Source organism: Collinsella sp. AF36-3AT, from assembly GCF_003475205.1.
Classification (GTDB): domain Bacteria; phylum Actinomycetota; class Coriobacteriia; order Coriobacteriales; family Coriobacteriaceae; genus Collinsella; species Collinsella aerofaciens_AF.
This window is the reverse complement of record NZ_QROZ01000011.1, coordinates 1-17,446: the sequence shown is the minus strand read 5'-3', so window position 1 is coordinate 17,446 and position 17,446 is coordinate 1. Positions and strand designations below refer to the sequence as shown.

The 17,446-nt window shown below is 58.8% G+C and carries 11 protein-coding genes and 1 pseudogene; 8 read left to right on the top strand and 4 right to left on the bottom strand.

The window, feature by feature from the left end:
• The first annotated feature begins 29 nt into the window (after positions 1–29).
• A complete protein-coding gene (locus DW003_RS08865) occupies positions 30–4,397 on the top strand; it encodes a hypothetical protein (protein WP_118388685.1) in 4,368 nt (1,455 codons plus the stop codon).
• A gap of 110 nt (positions 4,398–4,507) precedes the next feature.
• Here DW003_RS08865 and DW003_RS08860 read toward each other — a convergent pair whose 3' ends face one another.
• A complete protein-coding gene (locus DW003_RS08860) occupies positions 4,508–5,524 on the bottom strand; it encodes a hypothetical protein (RefSeq protein WP_117766811.1) in 1,017 nt (338 codons plus the stop codon).
• 368 nt (positions 5,525–5,892) lie between these two features.
• Here DW003_RS08860 and DW003_RS08855 point away from each other — a divergent pair, with 368 nt between their 5' ends.
• Positions 5,893–7,890 (top strand): type IIA DNA topoisomerase subunit B, encoded by a 1,998-nt coding sequence (locus tag DW003_RS08855; protein WP_117766809.1) that lies wholly within the window; start codon positions 5,893–5,895, stop codon positions 7,888–7,890.
• Positions 7,891–7,935: 45 nt separating this feature from the next.
• Entirely contained in the window at positions 7,936–10,176 is a 2,241-nt protein-coding gene (locus DW003_RS08850; RefSeq protein WP_117766807.1) for a DNA gyrase subunit A, read from the top strand.
• A gap of 99 nt (positions 10,177–10,275) precedes the next feature.
• Here DW003_RS08850 and DW003_RS08845 read toward each other — a convergent pair whose 3' ends face one another.
• Positions 10,276–11,565: an ATP-binding protein gene (locus DW003_RS08845; protein WP_117583295.1), complete on the bottom strand. Its 1,290-nt coding sequence runs from the start codon at positions 11,563–11,565 to the stop codon at positions 10,276–10,278.
• Between the two features lie 180 nt (positions 11,566–11,745).
• A complete protein-coding gene (locus tag DW003_RS08840) occupies positions 11,746–12,276 on the bottom strand; it encodes a flavodoxin family protein (RefSeq protein WP_117583296.1) in 531 nt (176 codons plus the stop codon).
• 319 nt (positions 12,277–12,595) lie between these two features.
• Between DW003_RS08840 and DW003_RS08835 the strand changes: the two genes are divergently transcribed.
• Together DW003_RS08835 and DW003_RS08830 are read left to right on the top strand one after the other, a co-directional pair.
• Positions 12,596–14,299 (top strand): DUF262 domain-containing protein, encoded by a 1,704-nt coding sequence (locus tag DW003_RS08835; RefSeq protein ID WP_255413736.1) that lies wholly within the window; start codon positions 12,596–12,598, stop codon positions 14,297–14,299.
• Positions 14,300–14,308: 9 nt separating this feature from the next.
• Positions 14,309–14,653 (top strand): DUF6508 domain-containing protein, encoded by a 345-nt coding sequence (locus tag DW003_RS08830; protein WP_117758297.1) that lies wholly within the window; start codon positions 14,309–14,311, stop codon positions 14,651–14,653.
• 224 nt (positions 14,654–14,877) lie between these two features.
• Here DW003_RS08830 and DW003_RS08825 read toward each other — a convergent pair whose 3' ends face one another.
• Complete coding sequence (locus tag DW003_RS08825; protein WP_117758298.1) at positions 14,878–15,438, bottom strand: TetR/AcrR family transcriptional regulator; 561 nt, start codon at positions 15,436–15,438, stop codon at positions 14,878–14,880.
• A gap of 92 nt (positions 15,439–15,530) precedes the next feature.
• On the opposite strand from DW003_RS08825, the gene DW003_RS08820 reads away from it, so the two are divergent.
• The 3 genes and pseudogenes from DW003_RS08820 to DW003_RS08810 all read left to right on the top strand — a co-directional run.
• Entirely contained in the window at positions 15,531–16,547 is a 1,017-nt protein-coding gene (locus DW003_RS08820) for an NAD-dependent protein deacetylase (protein WP_117758303.1), read from the top strand.
• Between the two features lie 3 nt (positions 16,548–16,550).
• On the top strand, positions 16,551–17,249 hold the full coding sequence (locus tag DW003_RS08815) for a hypothetical protein (RefSeq protein ID WP_118388683.1): 699 nt from the start codon (positions 16,551–16,553) through the stop codon (positions 17,247–17,249).
• Positions 17,237–17,446: pseudogene (locus DW003_RS08810) on the top strand (hypothetical protein); the annotation flags it as partial. The gene DW003_RS08815 and the pseudogene DW003_RS08810, both read left to right, overlap by 13 nt.

Sequence of the window (17,446 nt, the reverse complement as noted above, 5' to 3'; positions counted from 1 at the left end):
CACCGATATTTGCGGGATGGGAGCCCAAGATGCTTGATCGCCGTTCGTTACTTGTTGCCGGAGCGTCCTCGCTAGCGAGCATTATGTTGCCTCGCGTGCCGGGAAGCGAAAATGCCTTCCTGCTGCCGTTCGCGCCCACCGTGGCCTATGCCGACGAAGAAGACCCCTTCAAGGTCCTGGTGCTCTCGCGCACCATGTTCGGCGTGGTGGTGGTCGACGTCGCCAACAAGAATACGCCTATCGCAGGCGCCAAGGTCACGCTCACGTCGCGCTACGCCGCAGGCAAGCAGCTCGCCGCCACGACCGATGAAGAAGGCACGGCCATCTTTGAGGTCGCGCCGCTTTCGGAAGGCTACGTGGACGAGGCAACGCTTCTCGACGCGTACGACTTTAACGGCGGCATCTCCATTAGCATGGCGGGCTACCGTGATGTCGAGATTCCCCTTGCGCGTATCCAGGGCGGCACCGCCATAACCGCGCCCACGCGTCCGCTTTCCGACGGCGAGCCGTACTTCCGCCAGCTCACATTCGACGAATGGGACATCCAATACGCCGACGCCACGTTTATGGCACTGCCAGCGGACGAAGCAGCAAGCGAACAGCCCGATACGCACGCCTTTACCGTGCAGGCGTATCTGCCACAGGGTGGACAGGCAACGCTGCGCATCAACAAAGTGACGCCCGCCGCGGGCAGCTCATCCGAAACCGTCACGCAGATTGGCCAAGTCAAGGCCAGCGCATCGGGCGCGGATAATCTGGCGACGTTCACACTCGAAGACAAGTTCCTCGATGCGGCATCGGGCCTTCTGGAAGAAGGGTGCAAGCTGCGCTTTGTCCTCGACTATCAGGGAAAAACCTATACACTCTCCTCCTCCATGGCCGTTGTTACCGCGCCGGCGGCAAAGGCGGAATCCGGATCGACCACTATCGTCCCCACCACCATGGACCAAGAGATTACTCCGTTTGATTTCCCAGCGGCGTTTCCCGGCATCGGTGGTAATAAGTTCACGTGTTGGATGCCCACATTTCCGATCCTCTTCGATTTCTCGTTTGCCGGGTACGTACTATTTGGCGGAGGATACAAACCAGTCGGCTATATGAACGATTCGGGCAACCCTGATCCGGAATACTGGAAGAAATCGCCGCGCGAGTCGGGCGCCAAGCAGGCAAACCGCTACCTCGACGAAATGGAGGGGAAGTGGAATCAGTACAAGCGCATGAGTGCCGGTTCGGGCACCGACCCAAGAAACACCAAACTCCTTCGCCACCATTGCACGCTGCTGTTCACGATGGATATCGCCACACAGCTGTACGGCTCGCTCGCCTACGACTGGGTGGGCAAAACCTGGGGTGACAACAACGATCCCGCATTCGGCAATATCAAGGCCCTCTTCCAAGTAAGAACCGACCTCAATTGGACTGAGCAGTTTACCCTGGGACCGGTGCCGTTTTTCCTAAACGTCAACCCCTGGGTGCTGGCAAAACTGGCGCTCGCCGTGGGCGCCCACACGCACGGTAGCGGCGCGGCGTTTTTCAAGAACATTTCGCTCGACTATTCCAACACGTCGGGCTCTTTCACCATCCAGATCGGGCTTGCCGTCACCTTTGGAGCCGGCGTTGCAGGCGTCGCCTCGTCTGCCGTGCGCGGCGCCGCATCCCTCACGTTGTTCATTGGGTACGAGAAGGCGGATGGACACCAGCTTCCGCGACTGCGCGTAGGTGCAGACGTCGATGTCGATGTGATACTCCAGTTCGTCATGTTCAAGTGGACCACCAAGGCTTGGTCGGGATCGTGGCCCACACTCGCCGATTCGTGGAATATGTCGGTGAACAACGGCGACCAGTATGTGCTCCAGCGCTCTGAGCTGGCCTTGGGTGGAGATACACCTTATACGCTGGATGCCCGCTTCGGCACGCCCGGCAACATCGAGGTAGGTGGTGTGCCGCAATTTATCGCATCGGCCACCATCGTCACCAACGCCGAGCTGCTCGCACGCGCCGAGGTTAAGGCCACTGCCGTAAACGCCGCGCCTGTCGTGCGCGATTGGGATCAAGCGGTCACGCGCATTGAGCTCGAGGCGGATGCAGAAAGCGACGACACGGGACAGATCGAGCATTTCGTCCATGCACTGATAGAGAACGACGAAAACGCCGCGCCAATGTATAAGTACACCTATATCGGGCAGGCGACGAACGCCGTTGCGGACCCCAACGCCAATTCTGCCGGCGTGTCGGAGGACGAGCGTGGCGGCATCAGGCCCTCGAGCGACAACGTGCTGTTTGCTGGCGTGCTCAGCGAAGCCCACATGAAGCTGGCGATAATCGCCGGCGTGGAGTGCTTGTTCCGTATCGCCTCGGTGCGCTACGGCGACAATGGCCGCTCGCGCCTGGTGGCGCATACAAAGACGAACGGCACGTGGTCCGCTCCCACACCCGTGGACTTCCCCCTTGGGTTTGGCGAGGGCGACGTGGAGCGCGACGGCATATACGATTACGACTTCGACGTGGTGGAATATACAGACGGGAGGAGAAACCAGGACGCCTACGTGCTGCTGGTCTCGGGCGAGCGCCCCGCCGGTGACAACACCCTTTTCGATACGGCGAGCACATCCGGCATACTGTCCGTTGTGCGCCTGCGCATAAGCAACGACGGAGTTCGCGTGATATCGCATACGTCATGGCGCAGCATCTCGCGCGGCCGCCTTCAGGAGGATGGCTACCATTGCCTGCAGTGCCCACGCATCACGGTGGGCAAGACACTTGTCGACGGACGTCTGTCGGGCGCCTACCTCCACCGCCGCGGAACCACCGCAGAAAAGGCGCTCGGCAGCGAGGCTAAGGTTGCGCTGGAGTGCTTTGCCCTGTGGTCGGATGATTTGGGCGACAGCCTGACGTTCCGCCAAGTTCTCCGCTTTCCGCAGGCACCGTCGAGTATCGAGCTGGGCGAGCCCGAGAATATCAACGGCAAAATGGTGGTGCCCGTTGCATACGAGACCGCAGACGGTTGCGGCTGCGCTTCGTACGCCGTGATTGGCCAGTCTATCGCGGGCTGGGGCGTTATGCCGCCGGACGCCGCGGTGCCCCACGCGGTGCCGTGGCCACAACATTCGGGCTTTTTGGCAACCGTCAACGAGCAACTGCAGCATATTACTTGGGCACGAGGCGCATCGGCATTTGCAACGCAGCCCGTGGGCGCCGCGGGCTGTGGCCCGGCATCGTTTAGCGTAAGCAACAACGGCAGGTGCGTGCTCTATGTAGAGAACACCGATGGCAAGGTGGGGCAAACCTACGACGAAGAAGGCAACCCAGTAGCAGTGATGGGCAAGCACTTCCGCATCTTCGCCAGCACCTTGGCAGGTGATCTGTTTACGGAGCCGTTCGTGATGTGCGAGCTGGACCATCCCGTCGATCAGATAACGACATTTTTGACGTCGGGGGGCATGCTCTCCGCGCTCGCCACGCACATTGTGAGCGCGGAGAAGAGCGAGGCAGAACTACACGGCATCGAAGTGCCCTTGGTGGCGTGTGCCACTCCGACGGGCGCCGTTGCTACCTCGGGCGCGGTGGTGCCCGGAGCAGCAGGCGAATCCTTCATGGTCACGGTGCGAAACGACGGCAACACGCTGCTCACCGCCGGCACGATCGATCTGTACCGAGAGGGCTCCAACCAGCCGTTCTCCAGCGCATCCATCGGATTCGGAGTGAACGCACGCATGGTTTCGATCTACGATCCAGAGCTTGCCGAGGACGCTTCGGCCAACGACATGGCACACGTGAAGTACGCGCTCGAGACGCTGGGCGCACGTTTTGCAATGCACCCGCTGGTAGCCGACAACGGCAACGCCGTGCTGGCACCGGGTTGCACGGCACAGTTTCGCATGAGCTTCGCCATCCCCGAGAGTTGGAGCGACGAAGTGGGCAAACGCGTAACGCTGTATGCGAAGGCGCGTAATCTGGTGGCGCTCGATCCCGTAACGCTCGAGGAAATTCGACCGGGTGCAAACTCGGCGCTGGGTGCCGTGCTGCACGAGCTTCATGTGCCCGACGCGGCATGCGAGCGCTCAGAAGTTCAGGTCGGCGTATGCGGCAGCGCGGATACGACAGGACTTCACGACGCCCCGATGACAGCAGACGGCGATGGTGGCTCGAGTGGCAGCGGTACTGACGAGGGCGGCGGCTCCGGCGGAAGCAGCTCCGGCAGCGGCAAGAACCACGGCAATAACAAGCGCTCCGGAAAAGCGGGCGCGCTTGCGGGCACGGGCGATGTCAACGCTCCCCTTACAGCAGCCGCTGCAGCACTCGCCGCGGCAGGCGCGGGCCTCATCGCCTACAGCGCCCGCCGCACGGCGCTCGAAAAAGACACCGCCAATGAGGTCAATTCGGATAAGTCTCGCTAGCTCCTAGTTATTTTTGTGAGAGACGCCGGCTCGGCTCATCGAGCACCAAAAAGGACTGGCCCCGATAACTCGGAGCCAGCCCTGAGTCGCCTGACGTAAGAATTGCGGCGTTACTTGAGCTTCAGCGCCTCCATCATGGGCACGGCGGCGTCCCAATCGATCTTCCAGCCAATCGACACGCGGACGGTTTCACCCGTTGCGGGAGCCGTCGCAAACAGTGTATGGCCGTTGTCGGGACCGGTAAAGCGCAGCCACGTTATGCCGTTGTACTCGACCTGGTCGGTTGTTGTCTCCTTACCTTCGTAGACCTGCTCTAGGCTTGCAACCTCTTCCTCCGGCGAGCGTAGGAAGATGCTGATGTTCAGGCGTCCTCCAGTCTCGTCGTGGAAGAAGTTTGCCTTTTCGTGCTCTTCGTCGGACGAATCCAGCGTGTACCCATCGGCGGCCTCGATGCTGTACGATGCGCAGTCGATGCCCGTTAAATCTGCCTTCTCGCCAGAATCGGCCACGCCGCCGGCCGCCTTGAACTCCTTGGTCTCGCATCCCGTGGTGTCAAAGTGCATGGCCTCATGATTCTTGGCGGGGGCGTAAGCGTCTACGAACTCGACAGTGATGGGCCCGTAGTACGCCGTCTTGGGCGCCCAGAAATACACGTACTCAACGGTCTCGCCCGGGCCGATATCTGGCCTCTTGGAAAGATCGATGCCCTCGTGAAGCTCATCGGGAGCCTCACTTGCAACGTAGTCGAGCACGGCCGCCTTGCCGGAAGTAAACAACGGGTCGCCTGCCTCAAGATCGCCCTGGGCAGCATGCACGTTAAAGGAACTGAACGTCCTGTTCTTTGTGTTGTTGTTGGTAATCTTGATGTGCAGGTAAAAGCCGTCCTGCTTCTTGGCATCACCGCGATAGAACGTACCGTGAGCCACCGACTCATAGGTAATGCCTGCCACCTCGACCGTCTGCGACTCATAGGCCTTGGGCTTCTCGGCCTTCTCCTGCACAGGTGCGCTCCCGCCCGAGCCACTCGGCGCATTACCGCCGCAGCCGGCCACCGTACATGCCAGCACGGCCGAAAGCGTCACGGTGGGAATTCCTAACAGCAGCTTCTTCGTCATGGGCTTCATCATCCTCACCGCTCCTTTCGGCTTGCAGCTCATCCGTTGCCCGAGTCCCAAGTCGACCCCGTGGCATCGGCTTCCACTATGAGCGTATGACGAAACACGACGCCGGCGAAGTGACCCACGGCCCAAATAACGACCCGCCAGCGTTCCTTATGGGCCAAAGGGACTCGCACACGCACGCCCGTGGCCCATAAAACGAGACGCTTGTCCCAATGTTCGATTCGGAACAACAATCCGCACGACACGTTTTACCCGTTAATCCGAACGATTGTTCGATGGAATTCGTGTTGGTTGGAATCGCCCAAGGCCTGGGCTATGCTACCTTGACTATCTATATGACTAAAACGCAGCAAAGGAGCACCGAGAGAGCGAGTATGGCAAAAAACACCGCAAACTATGGTAACGACAGTATCCGCCAGCTCAAGGACGAGGAGCGCGTACGCCTGCGCCCCGCCGTCATCTTTGGCTCGGACGGACTCGACGGTTGCGCGCATGCCGCCTTCGAGATCCTGTCCAACGCCGTTGACGAGGCGCGCCAGGGCTACGGCAAGCTCATCACCCTCACCGCCTTTCGCGATGGCTCTATTCAGGTAGAGGACAATGGCCGTGGCTGCCCGCTCGACTGGAACCCTTCCGAGAAGCGCTTTAACTGGGAGCTCGTCTTCTGCGAGCTCTACGCCGGCGGCAAGTACAACAACAACCAGGGCGGCGACTACGACTTCTCGCTCGGCACCAACGGCCTGGGCTCGTGCGCGACCCAGTACGCTTCCGAGTACATGGACGTCACCGTCTGGCGCGACGGCAACAAGTACTCCCTGCACTTTAAGAAGGGCAAGGTCGTCGGCACCAAAAAGAAGGCGCTCGAGATTGAGCCCAGCGATGAGAACCGCACCGGCACCACCATCAAGTGGCGCCCCGATCTTGAGGTCTTTACCTCGATCAGCATTCCCCACGACTGGTATCGCGAGACCATGCGCCGCCAGGCCGTGGTCAACGCCAACGTGACCTTCCGTCTGCGCATCGAAGGCGACGACGGCGAGTTTTCCGAAGAGGATTTTTGCTACCCCAAGGGCATCGAGGACTACGTGCTCGAGAAGGTCGGTGCCGACTACCTTACCGAGCCCTTCTTTATCGAGGCCGACCGTCGCGGTCGCGATCGCGAGGACCTGCCCGATTACAACGTAAAGATCACCGCGTGCATGTGCTTCTCGCGCACCCTTACGATGCAGGAGTACTACCACAACTCATCGTGGCTCGAGAACGGCGGCTCGCCCGAGAAGGCCGCCCGCAGCGCTCTGACCAGCGCCATCGATGCCTACATTAAGCAACAGGGCAAGTACAACAAAAACGAGACTGGCATTAAGTGGCAAGACGTCCAGGACTGCCTGGTACTGGTGACCAACTGCTTCTCCACCCAGACGTCCTACGAGAACCAGACCAAAAAGGCCATCAATAACCGCTTTATCCAGCAGGCCATGACGGCATTCTTTAAGGAGCGCCTCTCGACCTACTTGATCGAGAACAAAGATGCCGCCAACAAGATCATGGAGCAGGTGCTCATCAATAAGCGTTCGCGCGAGAACGCCGAAAAGACGCGCCAGAGCATCAAAACCAACCTGCAGCAGAAGACCGACATGGCCAACCGCGTGCAGAAGTTCATCGACTGCCGCTCCAAGGACAAGAGCCGCCGCGAGATCTACATCGTAGAGGGCGACTCGGCAGCAGGCGCCATTCGTACCTCGCGCGATGCCGAGTTCCAGGGCGTTATGCCCGTCCGAGGCAAAATCCTCAACTGCCTAAAGGAGGATTATCCGCGCATCTTTAAGTCCGACATCATCATGGACCTTATGCGCGTGCTGGGCTGCGGCGTGGAGATCAAGGACAAGCGGATCAAGAACCTCGGTGCCTTCGACCTGGACAACCTCAACTGGAACAAGGTCATCATCTGTACAGACGCCGACGTCGACGGCTATCACATCCGCACGCTCGTGCTCACCATGCTCTATCGCCTGGTGCCCACGCTTATCGACGAAGGCTACGTGTATATCGCCGAGTCGCCGCTCTACGAGATCAACTGCAAAGAGAAGACCTACTTTGCCTACACCGAGCTCGAGAAGAACGGCATCCTCAAAGAAGTCGGCGACCAAAAGTGCTCCATCAACCGCTCCAAGGGTCTTGGTGAGAACGACCCGGACATGATGTGGCTCACCACTATGAATCCCGAGACGCGCCGCCTGATCAAGGTGGAGCCCGAGGACGTCACCAAGATGGAAACCATGTTCAACCTTTTGCTGGGCAACGACGAGGCGGGCCGCAAGCGCCATATCTCCGAGCACGGCAAGGAATACCTGGACCAGCTGGACCTGCAGTAGCAGCAAATCGATAACGACGGCCTATAAGAAGTTCAAGAGGAAATCGTGGCAAAGAAGAAGACGAAGAACCAGCCAAAGAAAAAGCAGGTCAACGCCGAGAACGTCATCGGCCTGCACTCCGAGGTCACCGACCAGCCGATCACGCAGACGCTCGAGGTCAACTACATGCCCTACGCCATGAGCGTCAACGTCTCGCGCGCATTCCCCGAGATTGATGGCTTTAAGCCCTCGCATCGCAAGCTGCTCTACACTATGTACAAGATGGGTCTGCTCAAGGGCGAGCGCCAGAAGAGCGCCAACATCGTGGGTCAGACCATGAAGCTCAACCCGCACGGCGACGCCGCGATCTACGAGACGATGGTGCGCCTGGCGACGGGTAACGAAGCGCTGCTTGCCCCCTTCGTGGAGTCGAAGGGCAACTTTGGCAAGTACTATTCGGGCGACCTGAGCTACGCCGCCTCTCGTTATACCGAGGCCAAGCTCTCCCCCATCAGCGCCGAGATCTTCAAGGACATCGACAAGGACCCGGTCGACTTCGTCGACAGCTACGACGGCGCCATGAAGGAGCCGCGCCTGCTGCCCACCACGTTCCCCAACATCCTCGTCTCGGCCAACAAGGGCATCGGCGTCGCCATGGCGTCCGACATCTGCGGTTTCAACCTCAACGAGGTCTGCACCGCCACGATGCACTACCTGCAGGATCCCGACTGCGACCTGCTCGAGTACATGCCCATGCCCGACTTCTCGACCGGCGGCGAAATTATCTACCGCCGCGAGGAGATGGAGAAGATCGTCGAGACTGGCCTGGGCAGCTTCCAGATTCGCTCCCGCTGGCGCTGGATTCCCGAAGAGCGCATCATCGAGGTCTACGAGATCCCCTACACCACCAAGACCGATGTCATCATCGAGCGCATCGTCAAGCTCTCCAAGGAGGGCAAGGTCAAGGAGATCGCAGACATCCGCGATGAAACCGACCTTTCGGGTCTGCGTATCGCCATCGACCTTAAGCGCGGTGTCGACCCCGACAAGCTCATGGCCAAGCTCTATCGCTCGACCACGCTGCAGGATTCGTTCTCGTGCAACTTCAACGTGCTCGTCGACGGCTATCCCCGTGTTATGGGCGTGCGCCAGATTCTGCACGAGTGGGTCAAGTGGCGTATTGAGTCCACGCGTCGCCGCATTAACTTTGACCTGGGCAAAAAGTCCGAGCGCCTGCACCTGCTGCACGGCCTTGAGGCGATCCTGCTCGACATCGACAAGGCCATCGCCATCATCCGTGGCACCAAGCTCGAAGCCGAGGTTGTGCCCAACCTTATGAAGGGTTTCGACATCGACGAGACCCAGGCCGAGTTTGTCGCGGAGCTCAAGCTCCGCAACATCAACGAGGAGTACATCCTCAACCGCACCAAGGACATCGCCAAGCTCGAGGGTGAGATTGCCGAGCTTGAGGAGATCCTTTCGAGCGAAGAGAACATCAAGAAGGTCATCAGCGACGAGCTGGCCGCGGTCAACAAGAAGTACGTGATGCCGCGCCGCACGGGCAGGATCGAGCCCCATGAGGTTATCGAGGTAAGCTTGGAGCCCGAGGTCGAGGAGTACCCGGTTACGATCATGCTCTCGCGCGATGGCTACCTCAAGAAGATGACGGACCGCGTGCTCAAGAAGGCGACCACGCTCAAGTACAAGGACGGCGACAAACCCTTTATCGAGTTCCCGTCCTCCAACACCCACGAGCTGCTGGTCTTTACCAACAAGAGCCAGGTGTACAAGTGCAAGGTCACGGCGTTTGAGGACACCAAGTCGGCACAGCTGGGCTCGTACCTGCCGACCGATCTTGAGATGGAACCCGACGAGAACGTCATCTGGGTCATCGACCCCGAGGACTACAAGGCCGACGTGCTGTTCGTCTTTGAGAACGGCCGCGTGGTGCGTGTCGCGCTTGCCGGATACGTTACCAAGACCAACCGCAAGCGCCTCAAAAACGCCATCTATGGTGGCAGCAAGCTGCTGTATGCCCAGGTGCTCAAGGAAGATCGCGACATCGCGCTGGTCTCGAGCGACTACCGCCTGATGAACTTCAACACGTCGCTGCTCAAGACCAAGACGACCACCAACACGCAGGGCGTCCAGGCTTTCACGGCCAAGAAGGGCCGCTCGGTCACCACTGTCGGCACGACCGAGGAGATTCTTGGCGCCGGCGTCTCGGCCGAGAAGTTCACCGCGCAGAGCCTGCCCTCTGCCGGTGCCCTCATGAAGGAAAACGACATGCCGAGTTTGTTTGACTAGGACGACGGCGACCAAACCGTCATGGTTTAACTAAGCAGCGGGGCCCGGAGCGCAGTAAACGCTGCGCCCTGGGCCCCATGCATTACACCAGCATCATCCCTATAGACAAAATGCCGCATAAAGTGGAACAGACATAAGCCCATCATTCATTCCAAAGGGCTTAGTCGATAGCCTGATAAGGCGTACGCCCGGATGGGTCTTTTTAAGTGAGGACAGGCTTCGAGATCTTGTGTTCTCTCCCGCCTTGACTTCAATCGCAGACAAGCATCCCTGCTTCTCTACTACAAAGTCGATTTCCGCACGATTATCTCGCGCCCAATAATGCAGCGGATAGCCCATGGCTGAAAGCTGTTGGGCGACGTAGTTTTCGGTAAGTGCACCCATGAATGTGCCGCCGATGCCGGCAAGAATATCGGCGCGTTGAGCACCGGCCTTGGAGACGAGCAGCCCTGTATCCGCCTGATAGATTTTAAAAGCAGAAGGGTTAACGAAGGCCTCTAAAGGGCTTTCGATCTGCCCGACTAGGCTGCAGCGCGCCACCGTACCCGACAATACAAGCCAGTCGAGAGCATCTCCAAAGAGAGACGCATTGCCCCCCGCTCGCACTACCTTGTATTGAAATTTGCGATTCTCTTTGGCAAGCTGCTGTGGAATGGAATCGAAGCACGCACGCGTCTTTGCGCTCAAGCGTTCATCAGCATATTTATTGGTGTCGGCGGAATATCCGTCGAGAATAATCCGATGCTTTTCGGCCACATCAATGATTGACTGATCATCGATATACGTTTGGACCGCCTCGGGCATTCCGCCAACAACAAGATACTGTCGATAGAGCCTAAGCGCCTTTTCATGAAGGCTTGGCGCAAGAGGACCCATTAACTCGAATGACGAGCGTATCTCATCGACCAGCTGATCGTGCCCCATTGCCCAGAGAAACTCCTCGAAATCGAGTGGAGTCATCTCGATCAAGTCGGTCTTTCCGACGGGGAACGAATACGACTGATGGTTAATGGCAACCCCAAGAAGCGACCCGGCAGCCGCAACGTAATACTCGGGAGCATCTTCGCAAAAGTATTTAAGGGAAGTGAGCGCTTCCTCGCATGCCTGGATCTCGTCAATGAACAGTAAGGTTTTGCCAGGCACGATACGCTGTCCCGTACGAGCCTCGATCGCGCGCACAATCGAATGAGGGTCAAGACCGCCCGAAAAATCCGCTCGCGCCGACCGGTCGTTCTCAAGATTAACGTAGACAACCGATTCGAAAAGATCCTGGGCGTACGTTCTGAGCAAATAGGTCTTGCCACACTGGCGCACGCCTTTGACCAGCAAAGGTTTTCTATCAGCTCTGTCTCGCCATTCCCTAAGTAGCTCGTCTGCCTTGCGACGCATACGCAACCTTCCCTCATTAACTTCTGTTTGACAATATTTTAACGCGGATTAATTTGTTTTCAGTTATTTTTCTGCGTTTAAAAATTGTTCTATACGGCGCTTGAGGGAATGCGCCCCTATCTCTCGGTAAGGACAGCAAGCATTTCCACCAACACCGATTGCCATGCGCTCTTCTTGCCCTTAGGCGAGCTTGCGAGCGAGCTCTCGCACCTCTTCCAGCTTGGGCGAGGAGGCCATGCTGTCGCGCTCGGTCATACCGCTGATGGTGACAATGCCCTGGTCCTCCCACTTGCAGTATGCGCACGTGGACTTGTACATGGCGATCGCCGCATCATAGACGCCCTCGCTGTGGCTATCGAGCAAAAGGGCCGTCTTGGTGAACGGGAAGCCCGTAGCACCGAAGGCGTACAGGCGGTCGATGACAGCCTTCTCCTGCGCAGTGATATCGAACCAGTAGATAGGCGAGGCAAAGACGACCATATCTGCGTCTTTCAGCGACTCGATCACGTTGACCATGTCATCCTTCTGCACGCAGACGCCCTCATGAGCGAAGCAGTACTGGCATCCCAAGCAGCCGGCGATCTTCTTGCTGGCAACGCGGACGACCTCGACCGTATTGCCGCCCTCACGCGCGGTCTCGGCAAACGCCTCGACCATGGTATCTGTATTGGCGCCCTTACGCGGGCTACCGCTCAATACAACGATATTCACAAGAATCTCCCTTCTTCATGCCGCAGGCGCGCGGCACACATTTTGTTGTAACCAAAACGGATGGAGCTATTCAGACGTCTGTAGATCGCATCTCTCGCTCGCGCTCTCCAAAGAAGGTGCAAGCAGAAGCATCACGGACATTAATCAGCGCCGATATGGATCACGACATGAAACCGTAAGGGTTGGCCAGAGGTTGCCAGATTCAGTAGCTCGCAGCAATAGAGCGAATGACGACTTCGGCGATATAATCCGTGTCATCTTGATTGTTCCCGCGCGGAAGGTACAGCTCATGTCCAAGCTCAACATCGACTAGCGATCGATTCGCGATCTTCTCACCGATAAGCGATCAGACTTCCTCATCCCCGACTACCAGAGGCCCTACGCCTGGGGCGAGGACGAATGCGCAACGCTGTGGGATGACCTATTCGCGTTCGCTTTTCCGGGCGATGACTACGAGCGCTTCGACAGCGAGAACGACGAATACTTCCTAGGACCCATCGTCACCTTTAAGAACCTCTCTGGCCAACTCGAAATCATTGACGGCCAGCAGCGCCTCACCACCATCATGCTGCTGCTCCGCGCGTTCTACGACAAGTTCACCAACATGAAGGATAAGCAGTCTGTGAAGATGCGCGAGGCAATCGCCCGTTGTGTATGGAAAACCGACGAGTTCGACGAGCCCGACATGGAACGCCTCAAGATCGACTCCGAGGTTGCATCGGACAACGACAAGAATGAATTCCTCGAGATTTTACGAGAGGGCAATGTAGGCGATGGCTGGAAGAGCGCCTATGCCCGCAACTTCGCTTTCTTCCAGAGGAAAATTGAGCAACTGGTGAGCGAGTGGCCCACCTACACCGTCTACATGGCCACACGCGTCATCAACAATGTGATACTGTTGCCCATTGAAGCGGAATCGCAGGACACCGCGCTACGCATCTTCTCGACTCTAAACGACCGAGGGTTGCCTCTCTCGGATGCCGACATCTTCAAGAGCCAGTTCTACAAGCATTATTCCGACACGGGGCGCAAGGACGAGTTCATCCGTCGCTGGAAGGGACTCGAGGAGGGAGCGAACGCTATCTTCCGGCCCATGCGCGGCACACCAACCGATGAGCTATTTACGCGCTACATGTACTACCGCCGCGCGAAGAAAGGCATCCGCGACACGACCACCGCATCGTTGCGCGACTTCTTCGGTGCCGATGGTTACGCCATGCTCAAGGAGGACGCCACGCTCGCCGATCTCGAGGCGCTGCTCGGCTTCTGGAAACGCGTCGACGCGCAGGAAGGGTTCAGCGAGCGCGTGCTCCGCAGGCTCTTCGTGCTGAACTACGCCCCCAACGGCATGTGGACCTATCTGCTAAGCGTCTGGTTCCTTGCCAACAGCGACAGCAAAGGTGTCCTCGATGACGAGGCACTCTACGGCTTTCTAAACAAGATCACGGCATTCATTTTCGCCTACGCCATTGAGCGACCCGGCGTGAACGCGCTGCGTTCGCCAGTGTATCCCGAGATGATCAACATCGTGGAGCACCGCCCGGTGGAGTTTCCTAACCACCACTTCAATCGCGCAAATATTGCTGAGCGATTCCGAACCTACGTGTTCACCAACGGCAGGCCTGTAACAAAGTCCATACTCACTTGGTGGGCGTACGCAGACCCAGATCAACCACTCATGGACCTAGACACCACGCTCGAAATTGAGCACATCTATGCCAAGAAGCGCAACGAGATAGACCCGCTCGTCGATCAATCCAGCCTGGAGGCGCTGGGTAACAAGGCGCTGCTCGAGAAGCGTGTAAACATCCGCGCGGCCGACTACAGATTCTGCGATAAACGCAAATACTATGAGGGATACACCGACGGCAATGGCAAGCGCAAAGCCGGAACAAAGATCACGGAACTCAAGCGCCTGGCACAAGTCATGGGAGACTTCACCGAAATAGACATCGCGACTCGCACGGCACGGATCATCGATGCCTTCGTGGACTACCTGGGCGACAACGGACTTTTGAGCTAAGGAGCGAACATGTTCGAAAGACTAACCAAGTACGCTGGCAAGCTGGCGGACAGAAACATGAATGTCGAGTTTGGGGGCGGGACGTTCGGACTCGAGGATTTCGTCGACGATTTCTATGGACTGGACGGGTTCGCGGACACCAGCTACTTCGAGACGCTTGAACGCCATAGCATCGACACCTCGGAAGGTATAGACAGCTGCGACATCGACCATGGGGACATTGACCTGATACGTGCATGCATCACGTGGTGCGTTCGTGGCGACCGCTTTTGCGACGGACTCCTTGCCGCGCAAGCTAGGAGCGGGTTTCTGGACCGCTGCCTCTCCCGGCTGAAGGAGCTCGACGAGGGCTGAACGGCAGCCACGAAGACGTCTGGCGCTGCGACAGCACGGCGATGCGACAATGCCATGCCGTCCACTCCGTCATGCCACCAAATCAAAAGCGGAACCAACGCTCAATCTTGAGATGCGTTAACCAAAGGACTCACGTTTCTGCCGGGAAGTCGAGAACGCGGGGCACACTGTGGCGCTTTATCCTCAGCTCATAGCTGCACTGCTTACTTGAAATGAACCCGTGGTCAAGATGAACTACGAGAATCATAGCGGGCAGACACCGCCCGCATGCCCCCTTCGGAATAGGCGCTGAGCAGCTCCTGAGCGTGGGCAAACTCGGGCCCTCGCCTCCAACCGAGCAGGCGGTTGACCGCGAGATTTCCCTGGACGTTGTGGACGAAGAGCAGATAGGCGTCCTCGCGCGAAAGCCCAGTCTCCTCCATGATCGAGGGAATCATCTGCTCGGCGCCGCGCTCGACGACGCGCTGTGCCACCCGGGCGTACGCGTCGTCATCCGAGTAGAGCAGATAATAGTCATCGTTTGCCGGCGGACGCTGGCAGAGGGCACCCGCCTCCGTTCCCTCGAGCGGCGGCACCGCCGCCAAGGCCTCGTCGATAAGCGCGTCGAGCAGGGCGAACTTGTCCTCGTAGTGCAGATAGAACGTGCCACGGTTGATATCGGCGCGGCGGCAGATATCCGCTACCGTCATCTTCGCGAAGCCGACCTCGGCCAGCAGCGCGAAGAACGCCTCCCGTATGACCGAGAGTGTATAGCGTCGGCGACGATCGATCTTCCCCGCTTCCATTACCCCTCCAATTGCAACGCTCGACAATGCCCGGCAAACGCTCGTTTATCGACAGCAGGCCGAAGCTGTTCATTGCTCTTAAGCAAATCGACATGGATACTTTTTATAGACACCTGTTTATAATAGCTGAAAGAAGGTATCCAGTGACCCTGTACGAGCAGCTCGTTATCGAGCTCACCAACCAATCGTTTTCCCTTCAGGCCGCCTACCGCAGCGGCGGCACGCCCTATGAGCTGAGTGACCGCGAGCCCGAGCCCTACGACCAGCAAATCAGGGACTTCGCCCGCATGATCGAGGAAGCCGATTGCGTGCTGGTGGGCGGGGCCTCTGGGCTCTCCGCGGCGGGCGGCGGCGACTTCTATTACGAGGACAACGCAACCTATCGCAGGCATTTCGGCAAATTCGCCGAGCGCTACGGTTTCAAGGGCGCTTTCGAGGGGTCGTTCTACCGCTGGCCCACCGCCGAGGCGCGCTGGGGATACCTCGCCACCTTCCTCGACACCACGCTCAACGCCCCGCTGCGCAAGCCCTACAGGGACCTCGACACCATTCTCGCCGAGAAGGATTTCTTCGTGCTCACCACCAACCAGGACACGCAGTTTGTGAAGCTCTATCCCTGGGAGAAAGTGGCAGAGATCCAAGGCGACCACCGCTTCTTTCAGTGCTCCCACTGTTGCACCGACGAGGTGTGGAACGCGGTCGAGCCGGTCTCCCACATGGTAGAGGCCATGGGAGACGGTCTGGAGGTTCCGACAGAGCTCGTGCCGCGCTGCCCGCACTGCGGAGCAGAGGCGTTCCCCTGGGTTCGCGGCTACGGCAACTTCCTGCAGGGCGAACTCTACGAGGAGCAGTACCGCAAGGTGTCCGACTGGCTCGACGCGCACGCACGGCAGAGGATCCTCTTCCTCGAGCTGGGTGTGGGCCGCATGACGCCCGCGTTTATCCAGGAGCCGTTCTGGGCCCTCACGGCGCAGTTACCGCAGGCCAGCTACATCGCCGTAAACAACAAGACGCAGTTTCTCCCCCGCGCGATCGAGGATCGGGGGCTCGCCGTTCGCGCCGACATCGCCGACGTGCTCGCCGACGTGCGCAAGACGCTGGGGAGGTAGCGCATGGAGACGGCGAAAGCAGTTCGCATAGGCAGGGCGCTAGCCGAAGCGGATCTTGTCATCATCGGCGCTAGCAACGGACTCGACATGGCGGAGGGGCTCAACCTTTTCTGCGCCGATGCTCATTTCCAAGAGGCGTACGGCGACCTCGCTCAGGCAGACGGCATCGGCTGCATACTGCAGGGGCTCGCTTCCCCGGATGCCAGCGTGCGACGCCGATGGGCCGAGCGGTTCCATCAAAAGGAGTATCTCGAATATGAGCCCGGCTCGCTCATGAACGGGCTGCGGCGTCTTACGGAGCACGCCGACACCTTCGTGGTCACATGCAACATCGACGGGCACTTCGCGCGCGCCGGGTTCGACGAGGAGCGCGTGCTCGAGACTGAGGGGAGCACGCGCACGTCGGTTGACGAGCGGCGCCTCGCCCATCCAGACGCCCTCGCCATGACCCAGCTCGAGGAGCTCGAGCGCCTTGTGCAAGCCCATCGCAACGGCAGGGTCACCATCCTCGAACTTGGCGTGGGACTGCGCAACGGCATCATAAAGCACATGCTCGCCCAGATCGCGAACGTCTGCGAGCACGCCACCTACATCGTGTTCAACTACAGCCAGGCTATGGCGCCCGATGCATCGTGCGAGACGATTCTCGTTGACGGCGATATGGCCCCGGCTTTCGAGGAGATTGCCCAATGCCGTCTCTAGAGAGGGAAGCGTATAGGCTTCGAAGCCTTATCGACGATGCCGACGCCATCATCGTCGGCATCGGCTCGGGCATGTCAAGCGCCGCCGGGTTCAACCATTACAACCGCGCAGGCATGGCGCGCGCCGGAATGACGGACTGGCAGCAAGCCTTTGGCTTCAAGAGCCTTTTCGACGGCTTCTACCACCTCTACCCCAGC